Source organism: Sphingomonas colocasiae (assembly GCF_019880585.1).
Classification (GTDB): domain Bacteria; phylum Pseudomonadota; class Alphaproteobacteria; order Sphingomonadales; family Sphingomonadaceae; genus Sphingobium_A; species Sphingobium_A colocasiae.
On sequence record NZ_JAINVV010000015.1, the window covers coordinates 1 to 24,425 of the forward strand.

The window sequence follows — 24,425 nt, forward strand, 5'->3', positions numbered from 1 at the left end:
CTGAAACCGTCCAATATGCCGTTGTCGGGCGTCGCCAGGGCATCGGCCAGCGCGGTCGTGATCGTGCTTAACGTCTGACGCTGGCTGAGGATGAATTTTTCCGCATGCGCGAATTCCGACAGGTTGATTACCGAGATGCCGCTCAGACCAGACTGGTCCAGGATCACGCCGGGCGCACCGATATAAACCGTCGGCGCGTCGTTCACCGCGGTGATGGCGATGGTCTGGCTGGCCGATCCGGTGAGCGCGCCGCCGCTGCCGCCATTGCCATTGTCGTCGACGTTGACGCTGAGCGTCGTGCTGGCGGGCGGCGTATCGGTGTTGGCGGTGAAGCTGACGCTGCTGGTGGCGTTGCCACCCAGCAGATCGTTGATCTCGGCGAGCGTGCCGGTGAGCGTGACCGTGCCCGTGCCGCTGCCCGACACGTCCGCGCCGCTCGTGCCCGCCGTCACCGTCAAGATGCCGTAGCCCACGCCCAGCGTGACGGTGATATCGCCATCGCCGGAATCATCGACGACCGAAATGCTTCCTTTCAGATCGAGCGCCACCTGCTCGGTCGCCGTATATTTCAGACCTTGCAGGGAAAAGGCCGTGGAGCTCGTGCCGCCTCCATTCCAGCCGGACGGATCGGCAAGATTGCCGCTCCAGAAATACCCTGTGCTGCCCTGATCGTTGGAGGTGCTCATCCACCATATGTCGGAACCGTCATAGGCCGTCCCCCAGGCCCCTTCGCGTAGCGCGATGAAATAGCTGCCGGCATCGAGCGTCACATTGCCCAGGTCGATGGTCGTCCGGATGATATCGTCGTCGGTGTTCGGGAAAGTCAGGCCCGTGTCGGCAAATATGGGGCTGCTGTCCGATCCGCTGAACAGCAGCATTCCGGGGGCGCCGTTCACCGACGAATAAATGCCCCAGCCGAGCGTACCGCTGAAACTGTCCAATATGCCATTATCCGGCCCTTCATCGGTCAAGGCGGCGGTGAGCGAGGTCAATGTCCAGCGCTCTGCCAGCACGAAGCTTTCCGCGATCACCCGTTGCGCGATGCCGTGTCCCGACGTGGAAATACCGCCCTGATCGAAAGCCGTCGCCGATCCCAGGAAAACGACCGATGGCGCATCGTTGACGGCAGCGATGGTGATCGTCTGCGTCGCCGGCGCGGAGGGGGCGGCATCGCCGGGTTCCTGCGCGGTTACCGTGAGCACGGTGCTGGCCGGTGGCGTATCGGTGTTGGCGGTGAAGCTGAAGCTGCTGGTGCCGTTGGCGCCCAGCAGATCGTTGATCTGCGCCAGCGTGCCGGTGAGCGTAACCGTGCCCGTACCGCTGCCGGAGACGTTCGCGCCGCTCGTGCCGGCGCTCGCCGTCAGGATGCCGTAACCGACGCTCAGCGTCACCGTCATGGTGCCGCCGCCGACATCGCTGTCGGCAATCGAGACATTGCCCTTGAGATCGAGCGACACCTGTTCGGTCGCCGCATAGACGGGCGCCCCATCGATCGAGAAGGCGAGGGATCCGTGTTCAGCGGCTACGGCAGACCAGTTGACCGGATTGGCGATGGCTGAGCCCTGATAAACGCCGCTGGTGCCCTGATCATTGCTTGTTCCTATCCACCATATGGTCGTTTCCCCGTCGCCGGCGGATCCCCAGGCGCCCTCGCGCAACGCGATGTAATAGGTGCCGGCATCGAGCGTCACGCCCAGATCGATCGTCGTTCTGACGATGTCGTCGGTGCTGCCGGAAAAACTCAGGCCGGTATCCTCGAACAGGGGTGTGCTGTCCGATCCGCTGAACAGCAAAGTTCCCGGCGCGCCGTTCGCCGATGAATAGATGCCCCAGCCTATCGTGCCGCTGAAGCCATCCAGCAGGCCATTATCCGGGCCGCCAGTATCGTTCAAAGCGGCGGTGATCGTCGTCAGCGTGCGCCGTCCGGTGAGCGTGAAATCATCGGCTTCCACCACCACCGACATGTTATGCGCCTTGTCGACCCAGAGGCTGCTCTGATCGTAGATCGTGCCGGCTGCCGCGATCTGAACCGTAGGCGCTATCGTCATTCAACAACTCCGCAAGCAACTCAATGGCCGCCATCCGGCGCGCGATTGACAACGGAAGGCCTCCCCTCCCGATTCACGGCGGAGTTCGTATGCAACATCAATGATTTGGTCGATCGAAAATAGGTATAATATTTATTCTAAATCGAGCCGAAGCCGCCCCGGCGGCCCCGGCCGTCGATTCATTCTATCGGCCTCCGCCCAATCGCATCGAGAGTTCGACATCGTCGGCGAACGGCACGGACAGATAGCCGCGCGCGGGATCGCGCACGCGCGCCAGATAGTCGGGCGACCAGTCCGCATTATCGGCCAGGATCAGCGCGCCGGGCGCGAGGAACGGTTCGGCGAGATCGAGGATCGCGGGATAAAGCCCCTTGGCGCCATCGAGCAGCAGCAGATCGATCCGCTCGGGCAGGTCGCACGCCAGCGTATCGAGCGCATCGCCTTCGCGGATCTCGACCAGATCGGCGAAACCCGCTTCCGCAATGGTGGCGCGCGCGGCGGCGACCTTGCCGGGTTCGAACTCGCTGGAGATCAGCCGCGCCCCACCTCCTTCGCCCCAATTGTCGCGGAGCGCCGCGGCAAGGTGCAGCGTCGAGACCCCGAACGAGGTGCCGAACTCGACGATGTTGCGCGCACGGCTGCTCAGCGCGAGCATGTAGAGCAGCCGCCCCGTTTCGCGCGAGACCGCGAGATGCGCGTCCTTCATCCAGGTGTAGAGATCGAGATAGCCTTCCTTGTCCGCCATCATCGCGGCGCGCTGGGCTTCGGGAACGGACTGGATCTGGCTTTGCACCCTGGTCGTCGATGCTTCGGCATCGGCGAACAGACGATCAAGCAGCGCCGCGAGCGGCGCCTGTGTGAGCGTGTTCATCATGGATTTTCCTTGGTCGGGATTGACGTGCCGGCCGGGCAGGCAGAATATGCGACGAATTCGTCGCATTTCCTATTCGCGTTTCGGAATTTCCCATGACCGCGCCACGAAAACCCCGGATTTCCTCACGCAAACAACCGCGCCAGGCACGTTCGACCCAGTTGGTGGCAGACATATTGCAGGCGGCGGTTCAGGTTCTGGCGGCCGAGGGCGCAGCACGTTTCACCACCGCGCGCGTCGCCGAACGCGCGGGGGTCAGCGTCGGTTCGATCTACCAGTATTTCCCCAACAAGGCGGCGATCCTGTTTCGACTGCAGGCCGACGAATGGCGCGACACCAGCGTCATGCTCCGCACCCTGCTGGAAGCACCCGGCCAACCGCCGATCGAGCGGCTGCGCGCCGCGATCCGTGCCTTTTTCCGTTCCGAATGCGAGGAGGCCGCGATGCGGATCGCGCTGGCCGATGCGGCGCCGCTCTATCGCCATGCGCCCGAAGCGCATGCGCATCGCCGCGCCGGGCTGCGCACCGCGATCGCCTTCTGGCGCGAGGCGCTGCCGGATGCGACGCGCGAACAGCGACGGCGCGTCGCGGACATCGCCGCCATCGCGCTGGGATCGATCGGCAAGACGATTTCCGAACGACAATGGCCGGTGGAGACGATCGATGCCTATGCCGATGCATCGGCGGACATGGTCGCCGCCTATATCGCAGGGCTTTCAGGGGCTTCGCCTTAGCCGCAATCCTCTTGCGCGCCGTCCGGCATCGTCCCCTGCCCCGCCGCGCGATCGGCTGCCGCGATCAGGCGCCGGCCCATTTCGCGCGCCGCGCGCGGCGTCAGCGACAGGGCGATGCCGTTGGGGCCGTCGATCATCACCTCACCGCTCTCGACGGTGACGGCGCCGGACGTGTCGAATGCTGCGTTGCTGTGCATCGCACTAAGCTCCACCTGCCCCCGGCAAGACAGAAACATCCGGCGAAACAAGGGGTTCCGTCAGCGAGGAAAACCGCCGAGATGCAGATAGAAGGGATCGAACTCGGCCGCGGCAGCCAGCCCTTCGGGATCGAGGATCTCGACGATCTTCGTCCTGAACCGCGCCAGCCCCGCTTCGCGCAACCGGCGCAGCACGCGGTTCACATGCACGTTGGTGAGGCCGCAGGCGTCGGCGATATCGGTCTGGCTGAGCGGCAGTTGATAGCTGTTGCCGGTGGTGCGCTCCACCACCCGCATCCGCGCATGGAGTTCGCACAGCAGATGCGCGACGCGTTCCTTGGCGGTGCGACGCCCCACCGTCAGCACCCATTCGCGGTGGAGGGCCGCGTCGAGCAAGGTGCTCAGCCACAGCATGCGCGCAAGATGCGGGTGCGTTTCGGTGATCGCGCGCAACCCGGCATGCGGGAAGATCGCGATACGCACCGGGGTGAGCGCCACCACGTCATGCTCCAGACTCTGGACCAGGAAGCTGTGAAGATCGACGAAGTCGCCGGGCACGTGCAGCGCCACGATCTGCCGCCGCCCGTCCGAAAGCGTGCTCTGGCGCGCGACGATGCCTTCGAGCAGCAAATGGCTCTGCGTCTGCGGCCGGCGCTCATGCACCAGCACCTCTTTCGGTTTCGCCTCACGGAAGCCGGAACAGGCATGTTCCAGCGCGCGCTCTTCTTCGTCGGATACCGTATCGCGGCAGCGCAGTTTCAGGAACTGCGCCGCAAGCTCGCCCCGGGTCGCCTTGCTCGTTTCGCTTGCCACGCCGCTTCATAGGCATTTCCCCGTGACGATACGAGCATCTATCGTCGCCCCTCCCACAATCGCCGAACCCCAACAATTCAGTCTATGATTGCCTTTTATCCAAAAATTTATCGAAAATTGGCTTTTCAAACCATATTCCATATTTTAAAGGAAGGAAAAGGAGAGGGCGATGGATGCCGAAACGCGCCTTGCGGCTTGGAATGACCAGGGCTTCTTCGTGCTGCGCGGGCTGGTTTCGCAGGCCGATGTGAAAGCGGTCGAGGACGAGGTGATCGCACGGATCCGCGCCAACCCGCCCGAGGATCATCCAGGCGAGACGATCTATGCCGCCGGCCCCAATTACGCGATCTTCCCGGAAAAGGCGCCGAGCCCGAGCGCGGTCAATCCCGAGGACCGGATCGCGAAGGTGTTCAACTGCCATGCCGAAGGGCTGTCGCGCGCGGTCGCGGAAAGCGATGCGATCGTCGATGTGGTCGAAGGGCTGCTCGGCCCGGATATCGATTGTTTCCAGAGCCAGTTCATCTTCAAGAACCCCGGCGTGATCGGCCAGCCCTGGCACCAGGACAGCTATTATTTCCGCTTCGATCGCCAGCCCCAGGTGGGCGTGTGGCTGGCGCTGAGCCGCGCGACGCTGGACAATGGCTGCCTGTGGGTGCTGCCGGGATCGCACACCGGGCCGATCCATGCGCATGTGCCCGATCGCCGCCCGGCCGCGAACCGCGCCTATACCGAGATCGTCGACCAGGACGACAGCACGCGCCAGCCCGCGCTGATGGAGCCGGGCGACGTGCTCTTCTTCCACAGCTATCTGATGCACATGTCGACCGACAATGTCGCCGACGAGCGCCGTGCCGCCATGGTCTATCATTATGGCCGCGCCGGCACCCGCCCCGTGAACGCCGAGGCTGCCGCCAGCCTCGCTCCCGTCAATCGCTGGATCCCCGTCCGCCGCCAATCCGTCGAGGCCGCATGACTTTCCCCGCCCACCGCATCCACCCCCGCAACCGCGATTTCCATTGGGAGGAGGCGTCCGCCGCCGGGTTGCGCCGCCTGAGCCCGGCCGAGAAGGACCAGTTCGACGCGCAGGGCTTCTTCGTGCTGCGAAACGTCTTCACCCCCGCCGAGCTCGACGCGGTGGAAGCCGCGATCGATCCGCTGGAACAGGCGCATGAGGCCGAATTGCGCGCCAACGAAGGGCGCGCCGCCATCTCGTCTGCGGATGCGATCACCTTCACCGGCCATATCGTCGCGAGATCGGACGTGCTGCGCGACTTCGCGGCGCATCCGGCGATCGCCGATGTCTGCCACGATCTGATCGGCGGCGATGTCCGACTCTATTGGGACCAGTCGGTCTACAAGAAATCGGGCCGGCCGCAGGAATTCCCCTGGCATCAGGACAATGGCTATACCTTCGTCGAGCCCCAGCAATATCTGACCTTCTGGATCCCGCTGGTCGATGTCGATGTGGAGAATGGCTGCCCCTGGATCGCGCCGGGCATGCACCGGCTCGGCACGCTCGAACATTGGGCGACGCCGATCGGGCTGAAATGCCTGGAGGATGCGCCCGATGCGGTGCCCGCCCCCGCGAACCGCGGCGACGTGATCGTCTTTTCCTCGCTCGCCCCGCACCGCACCGGCCCGAACCTGCGCGCCGGCACCGTGCGCAAGGCCTATATCCTGCAATATGCGCCCGATGGCGCGGAAGCGGTGATGCCCGACGGCAGCCGCGTGCCCCAGACCGAGCCAAGCCGGCAATTCCCGATCCTGAAAGGGGGCACGCGGATATGAACGCGGCCGAGCTGGAACGCCATGCCGCCACCTTCCGGCGCGACGGCTTCGTGCATGTGCCCGGCGTGCTGACACCCGACGAGCTTGCCCGCTACGGCGCGGCGGTCGACGCCGCCGTCGCCGCGCGCAAGGCGGGCGACACCCGCGCGCTCGACGAGAAAAGCCCCTACGAACAATCCTTCCTGCAATGCCAATATGTGTGGGAGGATTTTCCCGATATCCGCCCGCTCACCTTCCATCCGGCGATCGGCGCGCTGACCGCCGCCTTGCTCGGCGCGAAGCGCGTGCGGCTGTGGCACGATCAGGCGCTCTACAAGGAAGCCGGCGGGCGCGAGACCGAGGCGCATCAGGACCAGCCCTATTGGCCGATCGCCGAGACCGATACCGCCACCGTCTGGATTCCGTTCGACGGCGCCGACGATCGCACCGGCTGCATGGGCTATGTGCCCGGATCGCATCGCGGCGAGGCCGAGTTCATCGACATCTTCGGCACGCCGGGCGACGGCAAAAGGCTGGAGGCGAAGTTCGCCGATACACCGCCCGTCTTCATCCCCTGCGCGCCCGGCGACGTGATCTTCCATCACGGCTATACGGTGCACATGGCGAAGGCCAATCGCTCCGACCGCACCCGCCGCGTCTATACCGCCATCTATTTCGCCGACGGATCGCATCGCGGCGGCCAACGCGCACACCCCTCGGTCGATCGCGACGGCATCGCCAAGGGCGCGGCGATCGACGGCGGCGCCACCCCGATCACCTGGCCATTGCCTGACGGCAGGCTGCCCGAGCCCGAACCCTGGCCGGAGGCGGGGCTCGAATGGCGCGAGCGCGCCGAGCGGCTGGGCATCATCCCGAAGCGCGCATGAGCATCCAGCGCGTCCGCCAGCATGGCGGCCTGTTCCTCGACGCAAGCGGTGGCCAGATGATGCTGCGCGGCGTCAATCTGGGCGGCGACTGCAAGGTGCCCTGGCCCGATGGCGGCACGCAGTTCCCCAGCGATTTCTCGGACCATCGGTCGGTCTCGTTCGTCGGCCGCCCCTTTCCGATCGACGAGGCGGACGAGCATCTCGGCCGCATCGCCGGCTGGGGCTTCAACACGCTGCGGCTGCTCACCACCTGGGAAGCGGTGGAACATGCCGGCCCCGGCCTCTACGACGGCGACTATCTCGACTATTTCGCGGAGGTCGCGCGGATCGCGGGTACGCATGGGCTGCACCTGTTCGTCGACTTCCACCAGGATGTATGGAGCCGCATGTCGGGCGGCGACGGTGCGCCGGGCTGGACCTTCGAGGCGGTGGGGCTGGATTTCACGCGCTTCGACGCGGCCGAGGCCGCGCATGTGATGCAGGCGCGCTACGACTATGGCAGCGCCGAAAAATTGCAGGCCGCCTATCCCCAGATGAGTTGGGGATCGAATTACCGCCTGCCCGCCAACGGCATCATGTGGTCGCTCTTCTGGGGCGGCCGGCTGTTCGCGCCCGGCTTCGAGATTGAGGGCGAAACTGTCCAGGACTTTCTGCAGAACCGCTATCTCGGCGCGATGGACCAGATCGCGCGCCGCCTGGCCGGCCTGCCCAACGTCATCGGCTTCGACACGCTCAACGAACCCGGCCTGGGCTGGATGGGCGAGGCGCTGAGCTATCGCCATCTGGCGGCGAGCGAAGCCCGCCCCGATCGTCCGCGCATCGGCCCGGCGCTCGCACCGCTCGACGCGCTGGCGATGGCGCAGGGCCTGCCGGTGACAGTGCCGGTGCTGACGCGCGATGCCGGCGGCCGTGCGGTGCCGACGGGCACGCGCAGCTTCAACGGGAAGCACGTCCGCATCTGGCGCGACGATGCCCCCTGCCCCTTCGAGCGCGCGGGCGCCTATCGCATCGATGGCGATGTCGCGGTGCCGATCGACGAGGATCATTTCCGCACGCAAGGCGGGCAGCGGCTGTCGATGCCGGAGCATGGCTTCGCGCCCTTCTTCCACAAGGTCGCGGCCACGATCCGCCGCCACCGGGCCGACTGGTCGATCTTCGCGGAGATGGATCCCTTCGCCCATGTCTCGGGCCGCAATTTTCCCGCCGACCTGCCCGAACGGACGGTCAATGCCAGCCATTGGTACGATGTCGGCACGCTGTATCTGAAGCGCTTCGATCCGGACGATCATCACGACGTGATGACCGGCACCGCCGAGCGCGGGCTCGAGGCCATCGGCGCGCGCTATCGCGACCAGCTCTCCGCCCTGGCGGGCGAATCCGCTCATTTCCCCGGCGGCGCGCCGACGCTGATCGGCGAATTCGGCATTCCCTACGACCTGTCGGAGGGCGAGGCCTATGATCGCTGGGCGCAGGGCGAACGCGACGGGCTGTGGGGCCAGCATGAAGCCGCACTGTCGCTGATGTACGACGCGATGGACGCGCTGGGCCTGCACTCGACCCAGTGGAACTATACCGCATCGAACCGCAACGACCTGGCGATCGGCGACGGCTGGAACCAGGAGGATCTGTCGATCTTCTCGCGCGACCAGCAGGACGACCCGGCCGATCCTTCTTCAGGCGGCCGCGCGGTCGCGGGTTTCAGCCGCCCCTATGCGCAGCGGATCCAGGGACGGCTGCGCGGGATGCGCTTCGACCGGACATGCCGGTCGTTCCGCCTCGAATTCACCGCCGACGCCGCGATCGGCGGCGCGACCGAGATCCATGTGCCGCGTGTCCATTACCCGGCGGGCTTCACCGTCCGCTTCGAAGGCGTGCCGGGCGATCTGCACATGTCTCCGGAACGGCAGCGCGTCGCCATCCGCGCGCTGGCGTCGGGCCCGGCCTGGCTGGCGATCGAGCCGGCCTGAAACGCTTGCGCCGCACTCCGCCTACAGGCTGGGATCGATCAGATATTTCTCGCCCGTCGCCTTGTTCTGATAGGCTTGGACGACATCGGGCTGCAATGCTTCGGCCAGACCGATGGTGCGCGTATAATGGCTGGCGAAGGTGGTCTTGAGCTCGTCGAGCACGCGCTGGCGCATCCGCCCGACCACTTCGGGCCCGGCCTTCGCCATGAACGGCGTCAGCAGCCAGCCGCCCACGCCCCAGGACAGGCCGAAGGTCCGGTCGATGATCGTCGGGCCGGTATCGAGCATGCCGTAGATATAGACCTGTTTCAGGCTGTTCGATCCGTAGCGGCTGAACGCCGCGCCCCGGCTTGCCACCACTTCCATCGCATGCAGGATCTGGCCCGCGAGCTTGCCGCCGCCGATCGCGTCGAAGCCCAGCGTCGCGCCGGTCGCCGCGATCGCCTCGACCAGCTTCGCCTCGAAATCGGGGGCACTGCTGTCGACGATCCATTCGGCGCCGATATCGCGCAGGATCGCGGCCTGTTCCTCGCGCCGCACGATGTTCACCAGCGGAATGCCGTCGGCCAGGCAGATGCGGTTGAGCATCTGGCCGAGATTGGAGGCGGCGGCGGTATGGACGAGCGCCGTGTGCCCTTCCGCCTTCATCGTCTCGGTAAAGCCCAGCGCCGTCAGCGGATTGACGAACAGCGAAGCGCCGTCCGCCGCGCTCGCGCCTTCGGGAAGCACCACGCAATCGCGCCCGCGCAGCTTGCGATACTGGGTATACATGGCACCGCCGAGCATGCCGACGGTCTTGCCCAGCATGTCAGCAACATTCGCGCCGGCGCGCACGACGACGCCCGCGCCTTCATTGCCGACGGGCATCGATTCGCCCATGCGCGTGCGCACCGCGCCCAGCCGGCGCTCCGGAATCGTCAAGGTCAGCACCGGCCGTTCGGCGGTGCCGCCCGCGCGCATCGTCGCCATGTCGGCGGGGCCAAGCAGCAGGCCGAGGTCGGACGGGTTGATCGGCGCCGCCTGCACCTGGACGATCACTTCGTCGGCCTGGGGTTCGGAAAGCGTCACGCTTTCCAGGCTCAGGCGCAGATCACCCTCCTCGGTCACCAGCGACCGGATTTCCAGGCCCTCGAATGCGTCCGTCATATCCGTCTCCATGATCAGTCTCGAATTGCTACTTTCCTCATACGTCACTGACGGGCGAGCGCAAGCGTCGCGCGCCGGGCCGATCGTGTAGCCATTGGAAGCGGAGCGGATATTGGCGGACATATGGCCGCTCGGCATGATCGGACCATGCCAGCGCAGATCAGCATCAATCCCGTCCGCACGCCCGACGATCTGGCCGATGTCGCGGCGCTGTTCCGCGCCTATGCGGCCTCGCTGGACGTCGATCTTGCCTATCAGGATTTCGCCGACGAGCTTGCCGGGCTGCCCGGCCGATATGCCCCGCCAATGGGCGCGTTGCTGATCGCGCGGAACGGCGAAGGCGCGCCGCTGGGCTGCATCGCCCTGCGGCCGATGAAGAACCCGGCGTGCTGCGAGATGAAACGCCTGTTCGTCGCCCCCGCCGGACGCGGCCTGGGCCTGGGGCGACGGCTGGCCGATGCGTTGATCGCCGTGGCAAAGGAGCTGGGCTATCGCGAAATGTGGCTGGACACGCTGCCGAGCATGGCCGCGGCGCAGAGCCTTTACCGCACGATGGGCTTCGTGGTCGTCGATCCCTATTATGCGTCTCCCGTCGCCGGCACGCTGTTCATGCGGCGCATGCTGGCGGATTGATGGCGGCGCCCGAACAACGCTTGCTTTCGCCATCGATTATTGCAGTCTCCGCGTCCTGATTGCGGGAGGACAAAGCGGTGCGGTTTTCGGATCCGGCGGTTGCGGCGGTGTTCGCCGACTATGAACGGCGCGCGGCGGAGGATGCCGCGCGCATGGCCGCATTGGGTGACGCCGTCGGCGCGCATATCGACGAATTCCTGCTGCCGATCGGCCCCGATACCGGCCGTTTCATCCACAGCCTGATCCTGGCGAAGCGCCCGGCGCGCATCCTGGAGCTGGGCACCAGCTATGGCTATTCGACGCTGATCCTGGCCGATGCCGCTCGCGAGGTAGGTGGACGGCTGATCACCATGGATCTGGCCGATTACAAACAGGCGCATGCCCGCGCGATGATCGGCCGCGCCGGCCTGTCCGACGTCGTCGAGTTCCGGCTGGGCGACGCGGTGGCGATGATCGCCGAGGATCCCGGACCGTTCGATCTGGTGCTGCTCGATATCTGGAAGGATCTTTACGTCCCCTGCCTGGACGCCTTTCTTCCCAAGCTTTCGGACGAGGCGATCGTGGTGGCCGACAATATGGTCGAGCCCGTCACCGCGCGCCCGCAGGTCCGCAGATATCGAGAGGCTGTCCGCGCCATTCCCGAACTGCAATCGGCGCTGCTGCCGATCGGCAGCGGTATCGAGCTTTCGGTCCGCTGGGCGGCCGGCAACGCCAAGCTGTGATCGCGCGGCTTCAGCGACTGTCGCGCCGGATCCCCGGCCCCGGCTGGATGATGATCGCGCTGGTGCTGGGTTTCATGGCCGGCACCGCGATCGGCGCGGGCCGTACCGAGGCGATCGCCGCTGCGCGGCTGGTGGGCGGCGTCTGGCTCGATGCGCTGCGCATGACGATCGTGCCGCTGGTCTTCGCCCTGGTGGTGACCGGCGTCGCGGACCTTGCGACGAGCGAGGATCATGCCGATCGCCGGATCGGACGACGCCTGCCGCTGGTGCTGGTCGCCATGCTGTTCATGGCGGGGATCGTCGCGGCGCTGATCGTGCCGCCGCTGCTGGCGCTGTTCCCGCTTTCACCGGACGTGGTTGCAGGGCTGCGCGCGAACATCCCCACCGCCGCCCCGCCGCCTGCCCCCACCGCCGCCGAAGCGATCGCCGCGCTGATGCCGATCAATGTCGTCGCGTCCGCAGCGGCGGGCGCGATCGTGCCCATCGTCGTCTTCGCGCTGATCCTGGGCCTCGCGCTCGGCCGCATCGACCGGCCGCGCGCCGCGGCGACGCTGGCGCCGTTTCGCGGCCTTGCCGATGCGATGGTCGTGATCGTCACCTGGGTGCTGCGCGCCGCGCCGATCGGCATCTTCGCGCTGGCATTGACGATCGGCGCCACCGCCGGGGCTGGCGCCGCGCTGGCGCTGGGCCATTATATCATGATCCAGGTCGCGGTCGCGCTGGTGCTGACGGCGATCAGCTATCTGCTGGTGCGCGGTTTCGGCGGCGTGCCGATCTGGCGCTTCGCCCGCGCCATCGCGCCGGCGCAGGCGGTCGCCGCCGGCACCCAGTCCTCGATCGCCACATTGCCTGCGATGCTCGCCAGCGCCGCGCGTATCGGCGTCGCCGAACGCGACGCGGCGGTGATCCTGCCGCTGACGGTCGCGGTGTTCAAGGTGACGGCCCCGTCGGGATCCCTGCTGTTCGGCCTGGCGCTCGCCTGGATGACGGGGGTGGAAGTGTCGCCGCTCCAGCTTGCGGTCGCCATCCCGATCGCCGTGCTTTCGACGCTGACGATCCTGGGCATGCCCGGCGTGGTCAGTTTCTTCGCCGCCGCGACGCCCACCGCGATGGCGCTGGGCGCGCCGATCGAATTGCTGCCGATCCTGCTGGCGGTGGACACCATTCCGGACATGTTCCGCACCACCGCCAATGTGACCGCCGACGTCGCCGTCACCGCCATCGTCGCACCGCCCGGCGAAGCGACCGCGCCGGAATCCTGATCCTTCCTGTGCGCCCGGTCACAAACCGGCCGCAAGGAACCTGCCAAATCCCGTCCTGCCCGGCGCGTAACCTGCCGGGCAGGTAGAGGAGGTCATGATGAACAGGCTTATCTTCCGGTCCGCGGCCGTTTTCGCGATCGGCATTTCCGCCACCGCCTATGCCGGCACGGTGGTGACCGGCGGACGCTGCACGCAGACGCAGATGGCGAACAAGCTCACCAAATGCGAAACCAGCAGCTTCACCAACAGCGCCGGCCAGACCGGCTATAAATGCACCTGCACCGACAAGTTCGTGGCGCTCAATCCCGATCGCGTGGAGAACATCCGCGAGCGCAGCACGCCCGACGTCCGGCCGCGCTGACCGGAATCCGCCCGGAGTAGAGGTACTTATCTGACATATGTTGCACAGTCCGGCGAAATTCAGCAGTCTGGCGCCGGACGTGCACGACAATGGCTGACGACGCCTTTCTCCGGGCCGATTACGAGCGGCTGCGGCTTACCTTCCAGGCCATGGGCAGCGGCCTGTGGGACTATGACATCGCGAACGACCGGCTGTTCTGCAATACGCGCTGGTACGAGATATTGGGGCTCGATCCGATGGCCAGCCCGATCACCTCGATCGTCGAATTCCGACGCCATATCCATCCCGAAGACGTCGATTCCGCGACCGCCGTCGATTACGACAAAGTGTCGCAATTGATCGCGAGCGACGGGCGCTATCATCACGAATTCAGGATCGTCCGGCCAGACGGCGAGATCCGTTGGGTGCGTTCGGTCGCCTGCGTCATCCTGGACGGCGCCACGCAGCAGCCGCGCGCGGTGGGCTGCATCACCGACATTACCGAGTTCCAGACCGGCAAGGCGAACAACGAGCTGCCGGCGGAACAGCCGATCAGGGCTGCGTCTGCGCCGGAAGCACCGGCAATCAGCGACCGCGAACGCGAATGCCTGCGCTGGGTCAGCGTGGGCAAGACAGCGTGGGAAACCGCCGTGATCCTGGGCCTCAGCCGGCGCACCATCGAATTTCATCTGAACAACGCGGTGCGGAAACTCGGCGCCTCCAACAAAGTTCATGCAACGACCACCGCGATTCGCTTGGGGCTGCTCTGAACGCCGCTGTCGCCCGTCGGAGGCGCCGTCACCCAAAAACGCCGGGCGATCGCATTGTCAATAACAGCCCGGATTCATCGCTGGAGCCCCGTAAAAATGCGAGTTTCGGCCTGATCCACCATCTATGCAGGTGGCTGCATGGTTAACGAGTAAGTAGCGTGACAGACGAGCGTTCGATCACTGTTCTGAAGTCGATCCAGACCGCGCTTCGCGATGCACTGGAATGGGCGGCGCGCTATGGCGACGCGTCGATCTGGAACCGGGTCGCCACGACCCTGGGCAGCGTCCGTGCCGAGATCGGCCGGATCGCCGTACATGCCGAACCCTTGACCGATGCCGAAGGCCCGGCCCCGGCCGGCGGGCGGGCGGACGGCGCGCCTTCGATCGGCGATCTTGCCGAGATGATCCTGGCGGCGCTGGCCTCGGCCGAAGCACTCGGCCGCGACGACACCGCGCTGATCCTCAACGACGCGCTGATCAGCGTCACCGGCAGGGGCATCTCGCCCGAAGGCTGGCCGCCGGCCTGACCTGAGCCGCCACTGCCCGTCCGCGTCCGCGACGATCGCGATCATCCCTTATCGCGCGGGCTGGCCAGCCGATCACGCCGGCGGACCGGGTTCGCCAGCAGCCACGGGCGGTCACCCCGCTTCTGGTCCCGCCTCTTGCAGATGACGGACAAGGGCCGCGTCGGGCAGCATCTCCAGATCGAGCATCGCGCGATAGGGATCGCCCGGCAGGCCGAGCACCGCCGCAAAGGCAGGCTCCGTCTTCATGCCCGCGCGCCGCTTCTCCAGCACCGCGCGCCGCAGCCCTTCGCCGCCCAGCGCGAGCAGCCGCTGCTCGACGCGGAAATGCCGCCAGCCCTGCTGATCCCTGACCGGAACGGCCTGCCCGAAAATCTCGAACGACCAGCCATGCGACACGAAATCGGCGATGATCGCGCGTGCGCCGCTTGCCCATTGTCGGATCGCGAAGCCTTCGGCATCGCCGAATGCCTGCCATAAAGCGGCGGCGAAAACGTCAGGCACGGGGCAGTGGCAAAGGATGTCGATGTCGCTCGTCGCCAGATCGAGCCCCAGCGGCGGCGTGCCGGCGACGTGCGGATCGAAAGCCGACAGCCGCTCCAGCACGCCCGATCGCGCGATCGCCTCCCGATAATCCGGCCTCATCATGGTTCCGCTCTAGCCGAGCAAGGCACGACCCGAAAAGCGCCGGTTCCGGCGCGCGTCATCCTGAGGGTCAACGCTTTGTGCCGTTCGGCAAAACCGGCCCTTGTCCGCCGGCGTCGAAGCCCCCTATCACCATGGCGACCGATGGCGGCGACGCTGCGGCGGAAGGATGAGGGGGGATGATGACCGAGACGGCGCTGGACGAAACCGAGCGGGCGATCGTGGCGAAAGTCGCGCGGCGGCTGATCCCCTGCCTTGCGGTACTGTATTTCGTATCGTTCCTGGATCGCGTGAATGTCGGCTTCGCGGCGCTCACCATGAACCAGGATGTCGGCCTGTCGGCGAGCGCATATGGTTTCGGCGCGGGCATCTTCTTCCTGGGCTATTTCATCTTCGAAGTGCCGTCGAACCTGATCATGAAGAAGGTCGGCGCGCGGCGCTGGATCGCGCGCATCATGATCAGCTGGGGGCTCGTCTCCGCCGCGATGGCATTCGTCAGCGGCCCGGTGAGCTTCTGGTGCCTGCGCTTCCTGCTGGGGCTGGCCGAAGCCGGCTTCTTTCCGGGCATGATCCTCTACCTCACCTATTGGTTTCCCAAGGAGACGCGCGGACGGGTGATGGGCGGCTTCCTGATCGCCATCCCGCTCTCCAGCGCGCTCGGCGCGCCGCTGTCGACGATGTTGCTCGAAACCAGCCTGTTCGGGCTGAAGGGCTGGCAGACCATGTTCATCGTCGAAGGGCTGCCGGCGGTGCTGCTCGGCATCGCCGTGCTGTGCCTGATGCCCGATGGGCCACGCGACGCCAAATTCCTGACGCCCGACGAGCGGGAGCGACTGGCCGCCGTGCTCGAACGCGAAGGCACGCAGGCCACGCACGCCTCGCTGCGCGACGGGCTGATGAGCGGCGCGGTCTGGCGTTTCGCGCTGATCTATCTCGGCCTCGTCATCGGGCTGTACGGCTTCGGCTTCTGGGCGCCGCAAATGGTCAAGTCGCTGGGCACGCTTTCCACCCTGCAGGTCGGGCTGGTCACGATGGGGCCGTTCGCGCTGGGGGCGGTCGCCATGCACATCTGGGGCCGGCGATCGGACCGGTCGGGCGATCGCAACCTCGCGCTCGCCCTGCCCGCCTTTCTCGGCGCCGCCGGTTTCGCGGCCAGCGCGGCCTCCACCGATCCGGTACTCACCATGGCCGCCTTCACCGTGGCGGCGATCGGCATCTATGCGTCGCTTCCCGTCTTCTGGACGCTGCCCACCGCGATTCTGACGGGCACCGCAGCGGCCGGCGGGATCGCGCTGATCAATTCGATCGGCAATCTCGGCGGCTATGTCGGCCCGGTCGCGGTCGGCTGGCTGCGCGATCAGACCGGCAGCTATTCGGGCGGCATGCTCGCGCTCGGCGCGGGAATGGCCGCCGCCGGCCTGCTGGCGCTGACCGGGCGCCGCGCCGGAGCACGGGGCTCGTAACGCAACCGCACCCGCGATAGAGCGTTGGGCGGACAAGCAGCGTCATGGAGACCGATGTGCGGCCCACAAGCAGGAAAACCGCCCCGCCTCCCCCGCCGCGCGGCAGCGCCGCGATCCGACGGATGACGCGACGCTGGTTCAGCATCCTCGTCATCCTGCTCGCGCTGTGGGTGATGCGCAGCTTCCTGGTCCCGCTCGCCTGGGCGGCCGTGCTCGCGGTGACGGCATGGCCGCTCCTGACCCGACTGTCGGCGCATGCGCCGAGCGCGGCCTGGCTTGCCCCGCTCGGCTTCACGCTGGGCGTGGGCCTGATCCTGATGCTGCCGCTCTCGGTGGTCGCGGTGGAGGCGGCGCGCGACAGCCAGGTCGCGATCGGCTGGATCGGCGACGCGCAGCAGCATGGCATCGCCCAGCCCGACTGGCTCTCCCGCTTGCCGTTCGGCGACCATCTCGCCGCCTGGTGGCAGCATTATGCCGGCACTCCCCAGGCCGCAGCGGCCCTGCTCGGGCGGCTGAACACCGGATCGGTGTTCAGCGTGACGGGCACGATCGGCGCGGAGATCGCACATGGCGCGCTGCTGTTCTTCGTAACGCTGATCGCCCTGTTCGCGATGCTGCGCCATGGCGAGAAACTGGCCGGCCAGTTCGAGAGGATCGCCGCGACGGCGCTGGGCGAGTTCGGCGCGCGGTTCACCGACAGGCTGGTGTCCGCGATCCGCGGAACCGTCGCGGGAACCGTACTGATCGCGCTGGGCGAGGGCACGCTGATCGGCATCGGTTACGCCGCCGCCGGGGTGCCGCGCCCCTTCCTGTTCGCCATCCTCACCATCGCCTTCGCCATGCTGCCGTTCGGCGCGTGGCTGGTCTTCAGCATCGCCACCGCGATATTGCTGATCCAGGGCGCTATCCTGCCGGCGGTGCTGCTGTTCGGCTTCTCGGTCGCGGTGATGCTGATCGGCGACAATCTCGTCCAGCCGGCGGTGATCGGCAACGCGATCCGCCTGCCCTTCCTGCTGGCGCTGCTCGGCACCTTCGGCGGGATCGAGAGCTTCGGCCTGGTCGGCCTGTTCCTGGGGCCTGTCATCATGGCGATCCTGCTGCTCGTCTGGCACGAGGCGATGGACGGGCATGAGGATCAGGCGGCGCAGGCCCCCTGATCCAGCGCGCGGAAACGCGTATCGAAATCCGCCGCGATATCGGCGAGCGTCACCCGGCCCAAGGTCTCCATCAGCAGCATCTCCGCCGCGCGAAAGGCATCGGCCATCGATGCGTTGACCGCCTGTTCGACCAGGCATTCGGGCGCGTCGGTCGCCGGGCCGATCGCGAAGACGCTCGGTTCGCCCACCGCGCGATGGATATCGAGCATGGTGATGGCGGCAAGCGGACGTTCGAGCGTCCAGCCGCCGCCATGGCCCTTTTCGGAGCGGACATAGCCCGCGTCGCGCAGGCCGGCCATCGTCCGCCGGACCACGACGGGATTGGTATTCAGCATCTTCGCCACCGCTTCGGAGGTCACCGGCCCCTCCATCCGATCCATATGGATCAGGACGTGGAGCATCCGCGACAATCGTCCATCCCGCTGCATTGGTTTCGACCTCCATCCGATTGACCATCTATACACGCAACTTTCGATGTTGCGAAACCGCAAATGCGATGCAATACGCAACTTCATAAGTGTCATGAGTCGCGCCTGATGGCGCCGACTGGAAATGGAGGTTTAAATGATCCACGACGTCATCGTCATCGGCGGCAGCTTCGCCGGGCAGTCCGCCGCGATGCAGCTCGCACGCGCACGCCGCGACGTGCTGCTGATCGATGCGGGGCTGCCGCGCAATCGCTTCGCGGAGGCCTCTCACGGTTTCTTGGGGCAGGACGGCAAGGCGCCGCACGCGATCGTCCGCGAGGCGACATGCCAGTTGCTCGCCTATCCCACCGCGCGCATCGTCCAGGGCGAGGCGCTATCGGCCCAGGCGGACGACCATGGCTTCCAGGTCGCGCTCGCGAACGGAGACACCCACCGGGCCCGCCGCCTGATCCTCGCCACCGGGCTGACCGACGAACTGCCGCCGATCCCGGGCATGCGCGAACGCTGGGGCGCGACCGTGCTCCACTGCCCCTATTGCCACGGCTATGAGGTGCGAGACCGCCGGCTGGGGATCATCGCCAATCATCCCAAATCCGCGCATCAGGCGGCGCTGATTCCCGATTGGGGGCCGGCGACCTATTTCGCCCAGGGCGCGTTCGAGCCCGACGAAGACCATCTCGCGCTGCTCGCCGCGCGCGGCGTGACGATCGAGCGCACGCCCGTCGTGGAACTGCTCGGCGACGCACCTGCGCTCTCGGCCGTGCGCCTGGCCGACGACCGTATCGTTCCGGTCGATGCGGTGTTCACCGCGCCGACGGTCCGCATGACCAGCCCGATCGCCGGGCAGCTCGGTTGCGCGTTCGAGGATGGGCCGATGGGCCCCTATATCCGGACCGACCAGATGGGCGCGACCTCGGTTCCGCATATCCATGCCGCGGGCGATGCGGCCAGCCCGATGTCCAACGCCACGCTGGCATCGGCATCGGGCGTGATGGCGGGCGTCGGCGCCCATCAGTCGCTGGTGCTGGCGGCGGGCCGGATCTGATCCGGCCGCGCCGTCAGGCGTCGATCACTTCTTCGCCTGTGCCGCCAGGATCTCGTCGACCATGGCGACGAGCTTGTCGCGGCTCAGCGAATAGGCGGGCTGGCTGGTGTTGAGCTCCAGCGTCCGCTCCATCATCACGTGGATCACCCGGTCGACCGTGGTCTGGTCGGGCGCCGCCATGTAGTGGATATAGGGCTTGTCCATCGTCAGGAAACGATAGACCTGTTCCGCGACGTCGGTGGGATCCTTGCGCTTGGCCTCGGCCTCCCGCACGCCCGCGAGGACCTTCTTCTGTTCGTCGTTGAGCGGCTGGTTCAGGTCGTGATGGCCGGTCAATTGCTGGATCACCACCTTTTCGCGCGCGTGCGACTTGAACGAGCCCGGATCGACGATGCCGGACAGGACACCCGTATCCTTCAGTTCGAGCGCCAGCGTTTCCGCATAGGCCTCCACCGCGAACTTGGTCATGCTGTAGGCGCCGCCCGAATGGCCGACTGCGAAGCCGGAAAGCGAGCCGATGATCGCGGTGCGCCCCTTGCTCTGCTTGAGCATCGGAATGAAGGCCCGGTTGAGCCGGACCGGGCCCATCACGTTGATATCATATTGCCATTGCACGTCCTGGTCGGAAACCGTGGCGAGTTCGCCCATCACGGCGACGCCGGCATTGTTGATCACGCCGTAAAGACCGCGCCCCTGCGCCTCGACGAACTTGGCGGCGGCATCGATATCCGCCTGCTTCGTCACGTCGAGCCGGACGGCAGTGACGTTCGGCATCGCGTTCAGCGTCTTCAGATCCTCGTCCTTGCGCGCGCCGCCATAGACGTGGAAGCCCCGCGCGGTCAGATATTGGGTGATGGCGAGGCCGATGCCGGAATTCGCGCCCGTCACCAGCACCGACCGGCGCTTGGCGGCGTCCTGCGCCAGCGCCGCCTGCGAGACGGCCAGCATGGCGAAAGCCGCCAGAAGAAGTTTCAATCGATGCATCGCACGCTCCCCTTTTTTCCATGGTCGCCACGTCGGCAAGGCGCCTCGACCGGCATCATATCTCCAATCAGGACATGAACGATCCAGGCGGCCGCGTGATTTTCCAGGCGTAATGGAGTTTGCCCGGCCAGTAAACCGGGCGATCCGGCACGCCCCCACAGGCCGAATGGCCCCAACAGCAATTGTTTGACGCGAGCCGTTTCAGGCGTCATGTTTTCCGTCTGGGATAAAATTGGGGAGAGGAAGGATGGACCGTCGTGTCTTTCTGGGATCGCTTGCGTCGATCCCGTTCCTGCCTTCGGCCGCCCATGCATGGCTGGCCAAGGCACCTGCCGGCAGCGCCCTGCACAGCCGCCCGATCGCCGGGGCCCGCCGCCCCGTGCCGTTGATCGGCATCGGCACCTCGCGCCGGTACAATGATCCGCAGACCGACGAGCAGATGGCGGCGCTGAGCGCCTCCATCGCGCGCTTCGTCGAACTGGGCGGACAGATGATCGATACCGCCCCCGCCTATGGCCGGGCCGAGGATGTCGTCGGCCGGCTCGTCGAGCAACTGGGCGTGCGCGACAAGCTGTTCCTGGCGACCAAGGTGGGCGTCGATGCGCGCGCCGACGGCGTCGCGCAGATCGAACAATCGTTCAAGAACCTGCGCACCCGCCATATCGACCTGATCGCCGTCCATAATCTGCGCAACCTGACCGATCAGCTCGCCATCCTGCGCGACCTGAAGGCCGCGAAACGGATCGGCGCGCTCGGCGTGACGACATCGTCCGACACGCAATATGCCGATCTCGAAGCGGCCATGCGGCGCGAGCCCATGGATGTGATCCAGATCGACTATGCGCTCGACAATCGCGGTGCCGCCGATCGCATCCTGCCGCTGGCACAGGAAAAGGGCATGGCGGTGATGATCAACCTGCCGTTCGGACGCGGCCGTCTTTTCCAGGCGACCGAGGGCCGCCCCCTGCCCGACTGGGCGAAGGAGATCGGCGCCGCCACCTGGGCGCAGGTCTTCCTCAAATATATCGTGTCGCACCCTTCGCGGCCGATCGCGATCCCCGGCATGGCGCAGGCGCGCTATGTCGACGACAATCTGGGCGCCGCGCGCGGACCGCTGCCCGATGAAGCCATGCGCCGCCGGATGGAGCATTATATTGGAACACTCTGATGCCCAGGCCCAGCCGGGTCTGCTCGCGCGGCTGATCGTCGCGCGCCGTGAGGAAGTGCCCGCCGTGATCGGCGGCTTCCTCCTCTTCTTCCTGCTCTTCGCCAGCTATTTCATGCTGCGCCCGGTGCGCGAGACCTTCGGCATCGCCGGCGGCGTCGACAATCTGCAATGGCTGTTCCTCGGCACCTTCCTCGCCACCCTGGTGGTGGTGCCGCTCTACGGCGCGCTCGCCGCCCGGTTGCCGCGCCGCTCGCTGCTGCCGGTGACCTATATCGTCTCTGCCCTGGTGATGTTCGGCTTTGCGATCGGCCTGCTGACAGACCCCGAGAATGTCTGGGTCGCGCGTGCCTTCTATATCTGGCTGTCGGTGTTCAACCTGTTCGTCATCTCATTGGCCTGGAGCCTGATGGCCGACATCTTCAGCGTGGATCAGGGCCGCCGGCTGTTCGGCCAGATCGCAGCGGGCGCCAGCGTCGGCGGCCTGACCGGGCCGCTGCTCAGCACCTTCCTGGTGGCACCGCTCGGCCATGCCGGGCTGCTGATGCTCTCCACCGTCCTGCTGCTCGCAACGCTCGCCTGCGCGCGCTACCTGATGAAATGGCAGGAACGTCACGGTGAGCATGACCCGGCGCGCACCTCCACCGGCACCAGCATGGGCGGCAGCATCTGGGCGGGCATCACGCTGATCCTGCGTTCGCCCTATCTGATCGCGATCTCGATCTTCGTCATCCTGTTCACCTCTGTCTCGACCTTCCTCTATTTCGAGCAGGCGCGCGTGGTGGAGGCGACCTTCACCGACAAGGTGCAGCAGACCCAAGTGTTCGGCGCGATCGACGTCGCCGTCCAGTCGCTCACCGTGCTTATCCAGATCTTCTTCACCGGGCGGCTCGCGCGCCGGCTGGGCGTGACGGTGCTGCTGACCGCGGTGCCGGTGACGATGATGTTCGGTTTCGGCCTGCTCGCGCTGGTCGCGACCTTCCCGGTGCTGGCCGCGGTGATGATCGTGCGCCGCGTCGGCGAATATGCGCTGGTCAAGCCGGGCCGCGAGATGCTGTTCACCGCCGTCGATACCGAGACGAAATACAAGGCGAAGAACGTCATCGATACCTTCGTCTATCGCGGCGGCGACGCGATCTCGGCCTGGGCCAACACCGCGATCGTCGCGATCGGATCGACGGGCGCGGCGGCGGTCGCCGGTGCGCTCATTGCGGCGCTCTGGGCATGGCTCGGCCTTTATATCGGCCGGCGCCATGACGGGGCGACGCGCGGGAAGGCCGCCGGCGCCGACGGCTGAATGCGGGATCGTCCAACGACGCCATCGCATTCATTCGAGTTGATATTCTCCGATCGGACCTGCACTTTCCGGATCGGCTGAATCGGCCGCCCGGGGCGCGCGTCATGCGCCGCCCCGGCAACATCAAGGAATGGGGCGGACAATGGCAGGATCTGATCGAATGACGACGCGCGCGCTGACGGGGGCGTTCGGCGCTACGATCCTGCTGGCCATGGGCGTTTCGACGCCTGCCATCGCCCAGGTGCCGCCGGCCCCGCTCACCACCACCGCCGTCCCCTCCGCCCCGATCGCCGACGGCTTCACGCTCGCGCTGGCCGGGGACATCATCTATCTGCGGCCGATGCTGGCGACGCTGGAACGCCAGGCGCCGGACATCCTGCAGGTGCTGCGCGGCGCGGACGCCACCTTCGGCAATTTCGAGACCACCGCGATCGACCTGGCCCGTTTCAAGGGCAGCCCCCAGGCCGAATCCGGCGGCACCTGGCTGTTCGCCGCGCCATCGACGGTCAACGATATCGCCGCGATGGGCTTCGACATATTGAGCCACGCCAACAACCACGCCACCGATTGGGGCGCGGAAGGGCTGGCGGAAACGCTCGACCATCTCGACGCCAACAAGCTGGTTCATGCCGGCACCGGCGCGACGATGACCGCCGCGCGCGCGCCGCGCTATCTGGATACCGCGCATGGCCGGATCGGGCTGGTCGCCGCCGCCACCAGCTTCACGCCGATGTCGCGCGCCGCCGATCCGCAGGGTGAGGTGCCGGGGCGGCCGGGCGTCAACGCCATCCGCTCGATCCGCGCCGGCGTGGTCTCCCCGGAAAATCTGCGCATGCTCGCGGGCATCGCGGGCAGCGATCCCGCCAAGCCGGTGACGCTGATGGGCAATCGCTATATCGGGCGCGAGGGTGCGCCCGCGAAGCTCAGCTACAGCTACGAGATCAACGAGAAGGACCAGCAGGCCAACATGACGTCGGTGCGCCAGGCGCATCAGAACGGCAATCTCGCCATCTTCTCGCTCCATCATCACGAACCCGGCAACGACAGCGAGGAGCCCGCCGATTTCGCGCAGCCCATGGCGCACAAGATGGTCGACAGCGGCGCGGACGTCGTCGTCGGCCACGGCCCGCACCAGCTGCGCGGGATCGAGATCTACAAGGGCAAGGTGATCTTCTATTCGCTGGGCAACTTCGCGATGATGAACAATTCGCTCGACCAGTTGCCCGCCGACGTGTTCGACCAGTTCAGCGTGGATCCCGGCAGCACCACGGTTCCCGAACTGCTCCAGTCGCGCAACACGCGCAGCTTTTCCGATCCGCGCTTCTACGAGGCGGTGGTGGCGAAGATCACCTATGCCGGCGGCAAGGCCAGCGAAGTCCGGCTCCATCCGATCGAGCTGGGCGTCGAACTGACCGGCGCCGCGCGCGGCGTGCCCAGAACCGCCAGCAGGAAGATCGGACAGCGCATCCTGGAACGGCTGCAGCGGCTGTCCGCCGTCTATGGCACGAAGATGGCGATCGAGAACGGCGTGGGCATCATCCGGCTGCCGGCAAGCTGATC

Annotated in this window: 25 protein-coding genes; 17 read left to right on the forward strand and 8 right to left on the reverse strand. The window is 66.5% G+C overall.

The features are described from left to right. Together K7G82_RS27875 and K7G82_RS27880 are read right to left on the reverse strand one after the other, a co-directional pair. A partial coding sequence (locus tag K7G82_RS27875; RefSeq protein ID WP_222993546.1) for a hypothetical protein occupies positions 1 to 2,048 on the reverse strand: 2,048 nt, incomplete at its 3' end. A gap of 184 nt (positions 2,049 to 2,232) precedes the next feature. Then, the gene (locus tag K7G82_RS27880) at positions 2,233 to 2,919 is read right to left on the reverse strand and encodes an O-methyltransferase (RefSeq protein ID WP_222993548.1); all 687 of its coding nucleotides are present in this window, start codon (positions 2,917 to 2,919) and stop codon (positions 2,233 to 2,235) included. A 164-nt stretch (positions 2,920 to 3,083) separates the two neighbouring features. On the opposite strand from K7G82_RS27880, the gene K7G82_RS27885 reads away from it, so the two are divergent. Then, entirely contained in the window at positions 3,084 to 3,653 is a 570-nt protein-coding gene (locus K7G82_RS27885) for a TetR/AcrR family transcriptional regulator (protein WP_343228668.1), read from the forward strand. Here the strand turns inward: K7G82_RS27885 and K7G82_RS27890 are convergent. Both K7G82_RS27890 and K7G82_RS27895 read right to left on the reverse strand, forming a co-directional pair. Next, positions 3,650 to 3,850 (reverse strand): hypothetical protein, encoded by a 201-nt coding sequence (locus tag K7G82_RS27890; RefSeq protein WP_222993552.1) that lies wholly within the window; start codon positions 3,848 to 3,850, stop codon positions 3,650 to 3,652. The two genes, K7G82_RS27885 and K7G82_RS27890, sit on opposite strands and share 4 nt — an antisense overlap. A 60-nt stretch (positions 3,851 to 3,910) precedes the next feature. Continuing rightward, positions 3,911 to 4,663 (reverse strand): Crp/Fnr family transcriptional regulator, encoded by a 753-nt coding sequence (locus tag K7G82_RS27895; RefSeq protein WP_343228669.1) that lies wholly within the window; start codon positions 4,661 to 4,663, stop codon positions 3,911 to 3,913. 169 nt (positions 4,664 to 4,832) lie between these two features. Here K7G82_RS27895 and K7G82_RS27900 point away from each other — a divergent pair, with 169 nt between their 5' ends. The 4 genes from K7G82_RS27900 to K7G82_RS27915 are packed head-to-tail and all read left to right on the forward strand — an operon-like array spanning position 4,833 to position 9,284. Continuing rightward, positions 4,833 to 5,636 carry a phytanoyl-CoA dioxygenase family protein gene (locus tag K7G82_RS27900; protein WP_222993554.1) on the forward strand — a complete coding sequence of 268 codons (804 nt, stop codon included), beginning with the start codon at positions 4,833 to 4,835 and terminating at the stop codon, positions 5,634 to 5,636. Continuing rightward, the gene (locus K7G82_RS27905) at positions 5,633 to 6,451 is read left to right on the forward strand and encodes a phytanoyl-CoA dioxygenase family protein (RefSeq protein ID WP_222993556.1); all 819 of its coding nucleotides are present in this window, start codon (positions 5,633 to 5,635) and stop codon (positions 6,449 to 6,451) included. The genes K7G82_RS27900 and K7G82_RS27905 overlap by 4 nt, the downstream gene beginning before the upstream one ends. Further along, the gene (locus K7G82_RS27910; protein WP_222993558.1) at positions 6,448 to 7,317 is read left to right on the forward strand and encodes a phytanoyl-CoA dioxygenase family protein; all 870 of its coding nucleotides are present in this window, start codon (positions 6,448 to 6,450) and stop codon (positions 7,315 to 7,317) included. Before K7G82_RS27905 ends, K7G82_RS27910 begins: the two co-directional genes overlap by 4 nt. Continuing rightward, positions 7,314 to 9,284 carry a glycoside hydrolase family 5 protein gene (locus K7G82_RS27915; protein ID WP_222993560.1) on the forward strand — a complete coding sequence of 657 codons (1,971 nt, stop codon included), beginning with the start codon at positions 7,314 to 7,316 and terminating at the stop codon, positions 9,282 to 9,284. Before K7G82_RS27910 ends, K7G82_RS27915 begins: the two co-directional genes overlap by 4 nt. Before the next feature lie 21 nt (positions 9,285 to 9,305). Here K7G82_RS27915 and K7G82_RS27920 read toward each other — a convergent pair whose 3' ends face one another. After that, on the reverse strand, positions 9,306 to 10,430 hold the full coding sequence (locus K7G82_RS27920) for a zinc-binding dehydrogenase (protein WP_222993562.1): 1,125 nt from the start codon (positions 10,428 to 10,430) through the stop codon (positions 9,306 to 9,308). A gap of 147 nt (positions 10,431 to 10,577) precedes the next feature. Here K7G82_RS27920 and K7G82_RS27925 point away from each other — a divergent pair, with 147 nt between their 5' ends. From K7G82_RS27925 to K7G82_RS27950, 6 genes are all read left to right on the forward strand, one after another. Continuing rightward, entirely contained in the window at positions 10,578 to 11,063 is a 486-nt protein-coding gene (locus tag K7G82_RS27925) for a GNAT family N-acetyltransferase (protein ID WP_222993564.1), read from the forward strand. Positions 11,064 to 11,140: 77 nt separating this feature from the next. After that, the gene (locus K7G82_RS27930; RefSeq protein ID WP_343228670.1) at positions 11,141 to 11,785 is read left to right on the forward strand and encodes an O-methyltransferase; all 645 of its coding nucleotides are present in this window, start codon (positions 11,141 to 11,143) and stop codon (positions 11,783 to 11,785) included. Further along, complete coding sequence (locus K7G82_RS27935) at positions 11,782 to 13,047, forward strand: dicarboxylate/amino acid:cation symporter (protein WP_222993566.1); 1,266 nt, start codon at positions 11,782 to 11,784, stop codon at positions 13,045 to 13,047. Before K7G82_RS27930 ends, K7G82_RS27935 begins: the two co-directional genes overlap by 4 nt. 97 nt (positions 13,048 to 13,144) lie before the next feature. After that, on the forward strand, positions 13,145 to 13,408 hold the full coding sequence (locus tag K7G82_RS27940) for a hypothetical protein (protein WP_222993568.1): 264 nt from the start codon (positions 13,145 to 13,147) through the stop codon (positions 13,406 to 13,408). Positions 13,409 to 13,497: 89 nt separating this feature from the next. Further along, positions 13,498 to 14,157 carry a PAS domain-containing protein gene (locus tag K7G82_RS27945; protein ID WP_222993571.1) on the forward strand — a complete coding sequence of 220 codons (660 nt, stop codon included), beginning with the start codon at positions 13,498 to 13,500 and terminating at the stop codon, positions 14,155 to 14,157. A 158-nt stretch (positions 14,158 to 14,315) separates the two neighbouring features. Continuing rightward, positions 14,316 to 14,684: a hypothetical protein gene (locus K7G82_RS27950; protein ID WP_222993573.1), complete on the forward strand. Its 369-nt coding sequence runs from the start codon at positions 14,316 to 14,318 to the stop codon at positions 14,682 to 14,684. A gap of 111 nt (positions 14,685 to 14,795) precedes the next feature. Here K7G82_RS27950 and K7G82_RS27955 read toward each other — a convergent pair whose 3' ends face one another. Further along, positions 14,796 to 15,329 carry a DUF4269 domain-containing protein gene (locus tag K7G82_RS27955; RefSeq protein WP_222993575.1) on the reverse strand — a complete coding sequence of 178 codons (534 nt, stop codon included), beginning with the start codon at positions 15,327 to 15,329 and terminating at the stop codon, positions 14,796 to 14,798. A 176-nt stretch (positions 15,330 to 15,505) separates the two neighbouring features. Between K7G82_RS27955 and K7G82_RS27960 the strand changes: the two genes are divergently transcribed. Together K7G82_RS27960 and K7G82_RS27965 are read left to right on the forward strand one after the other, a co-directional pair. Then, positions 15,506 to 16,789, forward strand: coding sequence for an MFS transporter (locus K7G82_RS27960; RefSeq protein WP_222993577.1), 1,284 nt, complete (start codon positions 15,506 to 15,508; stop codon positions 16,787 to 16,789). A gap of 122 nt (positions 16,790 to 16,911) precedes the next feature. After that, positions 16,912 to 17,946: an AI-2E family transporter gene (locus K7G82_RS27965; protein ID WP_222993579.1), complete on the forward strand. Its 1,035-nt coding sequence runs from the start codon at positions 16,912 to 16,914 to the stop codon at positions 17,944 to 17,946. Here K7G82_RS27965 and K7G82_RS27970 read toward each other — a convergent pair. Further along, entirely contained in the window at positions 17,925 to 18,374 is a 450-nt protein-coding gene (locus K7G82_RS27970) for an Rrf2 family transcriptional regulator (RefSeq protein ID WP_222993581.1), read from the reverse strand. The two genes, K7G82_RS27965 and K7G82_RS27970, sit on opposite strands and share 22 nt — an antisense overlap. 139 nt (positions 18,375 to 18,513) lie before the next feature. Here K7G82_RS27970 and K7G82_RS27975 point away from each other — a divergent pair, with 139 nt between their 5' ends. Then, entirely contained in the window at positions 18,514 to 19,419 is a 906-nt protein-coding gene (locus K7G82_RS27975) for an NAD(P)/FAD-dependent oxidoreductase (protein WP_222993834.1), read from the forward strand. 24 nt (positions 19,420 to 19,443) lie between these two features. Here the strand turns inward: K7G82_RS27975 and K7G82_RS27980 are convergent, their stop codons facing one another. Next, positions 19,444 to 20,403, reverse strand: coding sequence for an SDR family NAD(P)-dependent oxidoreductase (locus K7G82_RS27980; RefSeq protein WP_222993583.1), 960 nt, complete (start codon positions 20,401 to 20,403; stop codon positions 19,444 to 19,446). A 247-nt stretch (positions 20,404 to 20,650) separates the two neighbouring features. On the opposite strand from K7G82_RS27980, the gene K7G82_RS27985 reads away from it, so the two are divergent. The 3 genes from K7G82_RS27985 (at position 20,651) to K7G82_RS27995 (ending at position 24,423) form a co-directional block, all read left to right on the forward strand. Further along, positions 20,651 to 21,571, forward strand: a complete 921-nt coding sequence (locus K7G82_RS27985) for an aldo/keto reductase (protein ID WP_222993585.1) — start codon at positions 20,651 to 20,653, stop codon at positions 21,569 to 21,571. Beyond that, complete coding sequence (locus K7G82_RS27990) at positions 21,558 to 22,865, forward strand: NTP/NDP exchange transporter (protein ID WP_222993587.1); 1,308 nt, start codon at positions 21,558 to 21,560, stop codon at positions 22,863 to 22,865. Before K7G82_RS27985 ends, K7G82_RS27990 begins: the two co-directional genes overlap by 14 nt. A 160-nt stretch (positions 22,866 to 23,025) precedes the next feature. Then, positions 23,026 to 24,423 carry a CapA family protein gene (locus K7G82_RS27995; protein ID WP_222993589.1) on the forward strand — a complete coding sequence of 466 codons (1,398 nt, stop codon included), beginning with the start codon at positions 23,026 to 23,028 and terminating at the stop codon, positions 24,421 to 24,423. Positions 24,424 to 24,425 lie beyond the last annotated feature (2 nt).

Excerpts from the sequence above, each read along its gene's own strand:
- K7G82_RS27925 (WP_222993564.1), top strand. The coding sequence starts at position 10,578 with ATGCCAGCGCAGATCAGCATCAATCCCGTCCGCACGCCCGACGATCTG.
- K7G82_RS27905 (WP_222993556.1), top strand. The coding sequence starts at position 5,633 with ATGACTTTCCCCGCCCACCGCATCCACCCCCGCAACCGCGATTTCCAT.
- K7G82_RS27900 (WP_222993554.1), top strand. The coding sequence starts at position 4,833 with ATGGATGCCGAAACGCGCCTTGCGGCTTGGAATGACCAGGGCTTCTTC.
- K7G82_RS27910 (WP_222993558.1), top strand. The coding sequence starts at position 6,448 with ATGAACGCGGCCGAGCTGGAACGCCATGCCGCCACCTTCCGGCGCGAC.
- K7G82_RS27945 (WP_222993571.1), top strand. The coding sequence starts at position 13,498 with ATGGCTGACGACGCCTTTCTCCGGGCCGATTACGAGCGGCTGCGGCTT.
- K7G82_RS27920 (WP_222993562.1), bottom strand. The coding sequence starts at position 10,430 with ATGACGGACGCATTCGAGGGCCTGGAAATCCGGTCGCTGGTGACCGAG.
- K7G82_RS27970 (WP_222993581.1), bottom strand. The coding sequence starts at position 18,374 with ATGCAGCGGGATGGACGATTGTCGCGGATGCTCCACGTCCTGATCCAT.
- K7G82_RS27965 (WP_222993579.1), top strand. The coding sequence starts at position 16,912 with ATGACGCGACGCTGGTTCAGCATCCTCGTCATCCTGCTCGCGCTGTGG.
- K7G82_RS27960 (WP_222993577.1), top strand. The coding sequence starts at position 15,506 with ATGATGACCGAGACGGCGCTGGACGAAACCGAGCGGGCGATCGTGGCG.
- K7G82_RS27880 (WP_222993548.1), bottom strand. The coding sequence starts at position 2,919 with ATGAACACGCTCACACAGGCGCCGCTCGCGGCGCTGCTTGATCGTCTG.
- K7G82_RS27915 (WP_222993560.1), top strand. The coding sequence starts at position 7,314 with ATGAGCATCCAGCGCGTCCGCCAGCATGGCGGCCTGTTCCTCGACGCA.
- K7G82_RS27995 (WP_222993589.1), top strand. The coding sequence starts at position 23,026 with ATGACGACGCGCGCGCTGACGGGGGCGTTCGGCGCTACGATCCTGCTG.
- K7G82_RS27890 (WP_222993552.1), bottom strand. The coding sequence starts at position 3,850 with ATGCACAGCAACGCAGCATTCGACACGTCCGGCGCCGTCACCGTCGAG.
- K7G82_RS27940 (WP_222993568.1), top strand. The coding sequence starts at position 13,145 with ATGAACAGGCTTATCTTCCGGTCCGCGGCCGTTTTCGCGATCGGCATT.
- K7G82_RS27955 (WP_222993575.1), bottom strand. The coding sequence starts at position 15,329 with ATGATGAGGCCGGATTATCGGGAGGCGATCGCGCGATCGGGCGTGCTG.
- K7G82_RS27980 (WP_222993583.1), bottom strand. The coding sequence starts at position 20,403 with ATGCATCGATTGAAACTTCTTCTGGCGGCTTTCGCCATGCTGGCCGTC.
- K7G82_RS27985 (WP_222993585.1), top strand. The coding sequence starts at position 20,651 with ATGGACCGTCGTGTCTTTCTGGGATCGCTTGCGTCGATCCCGTTCCTG.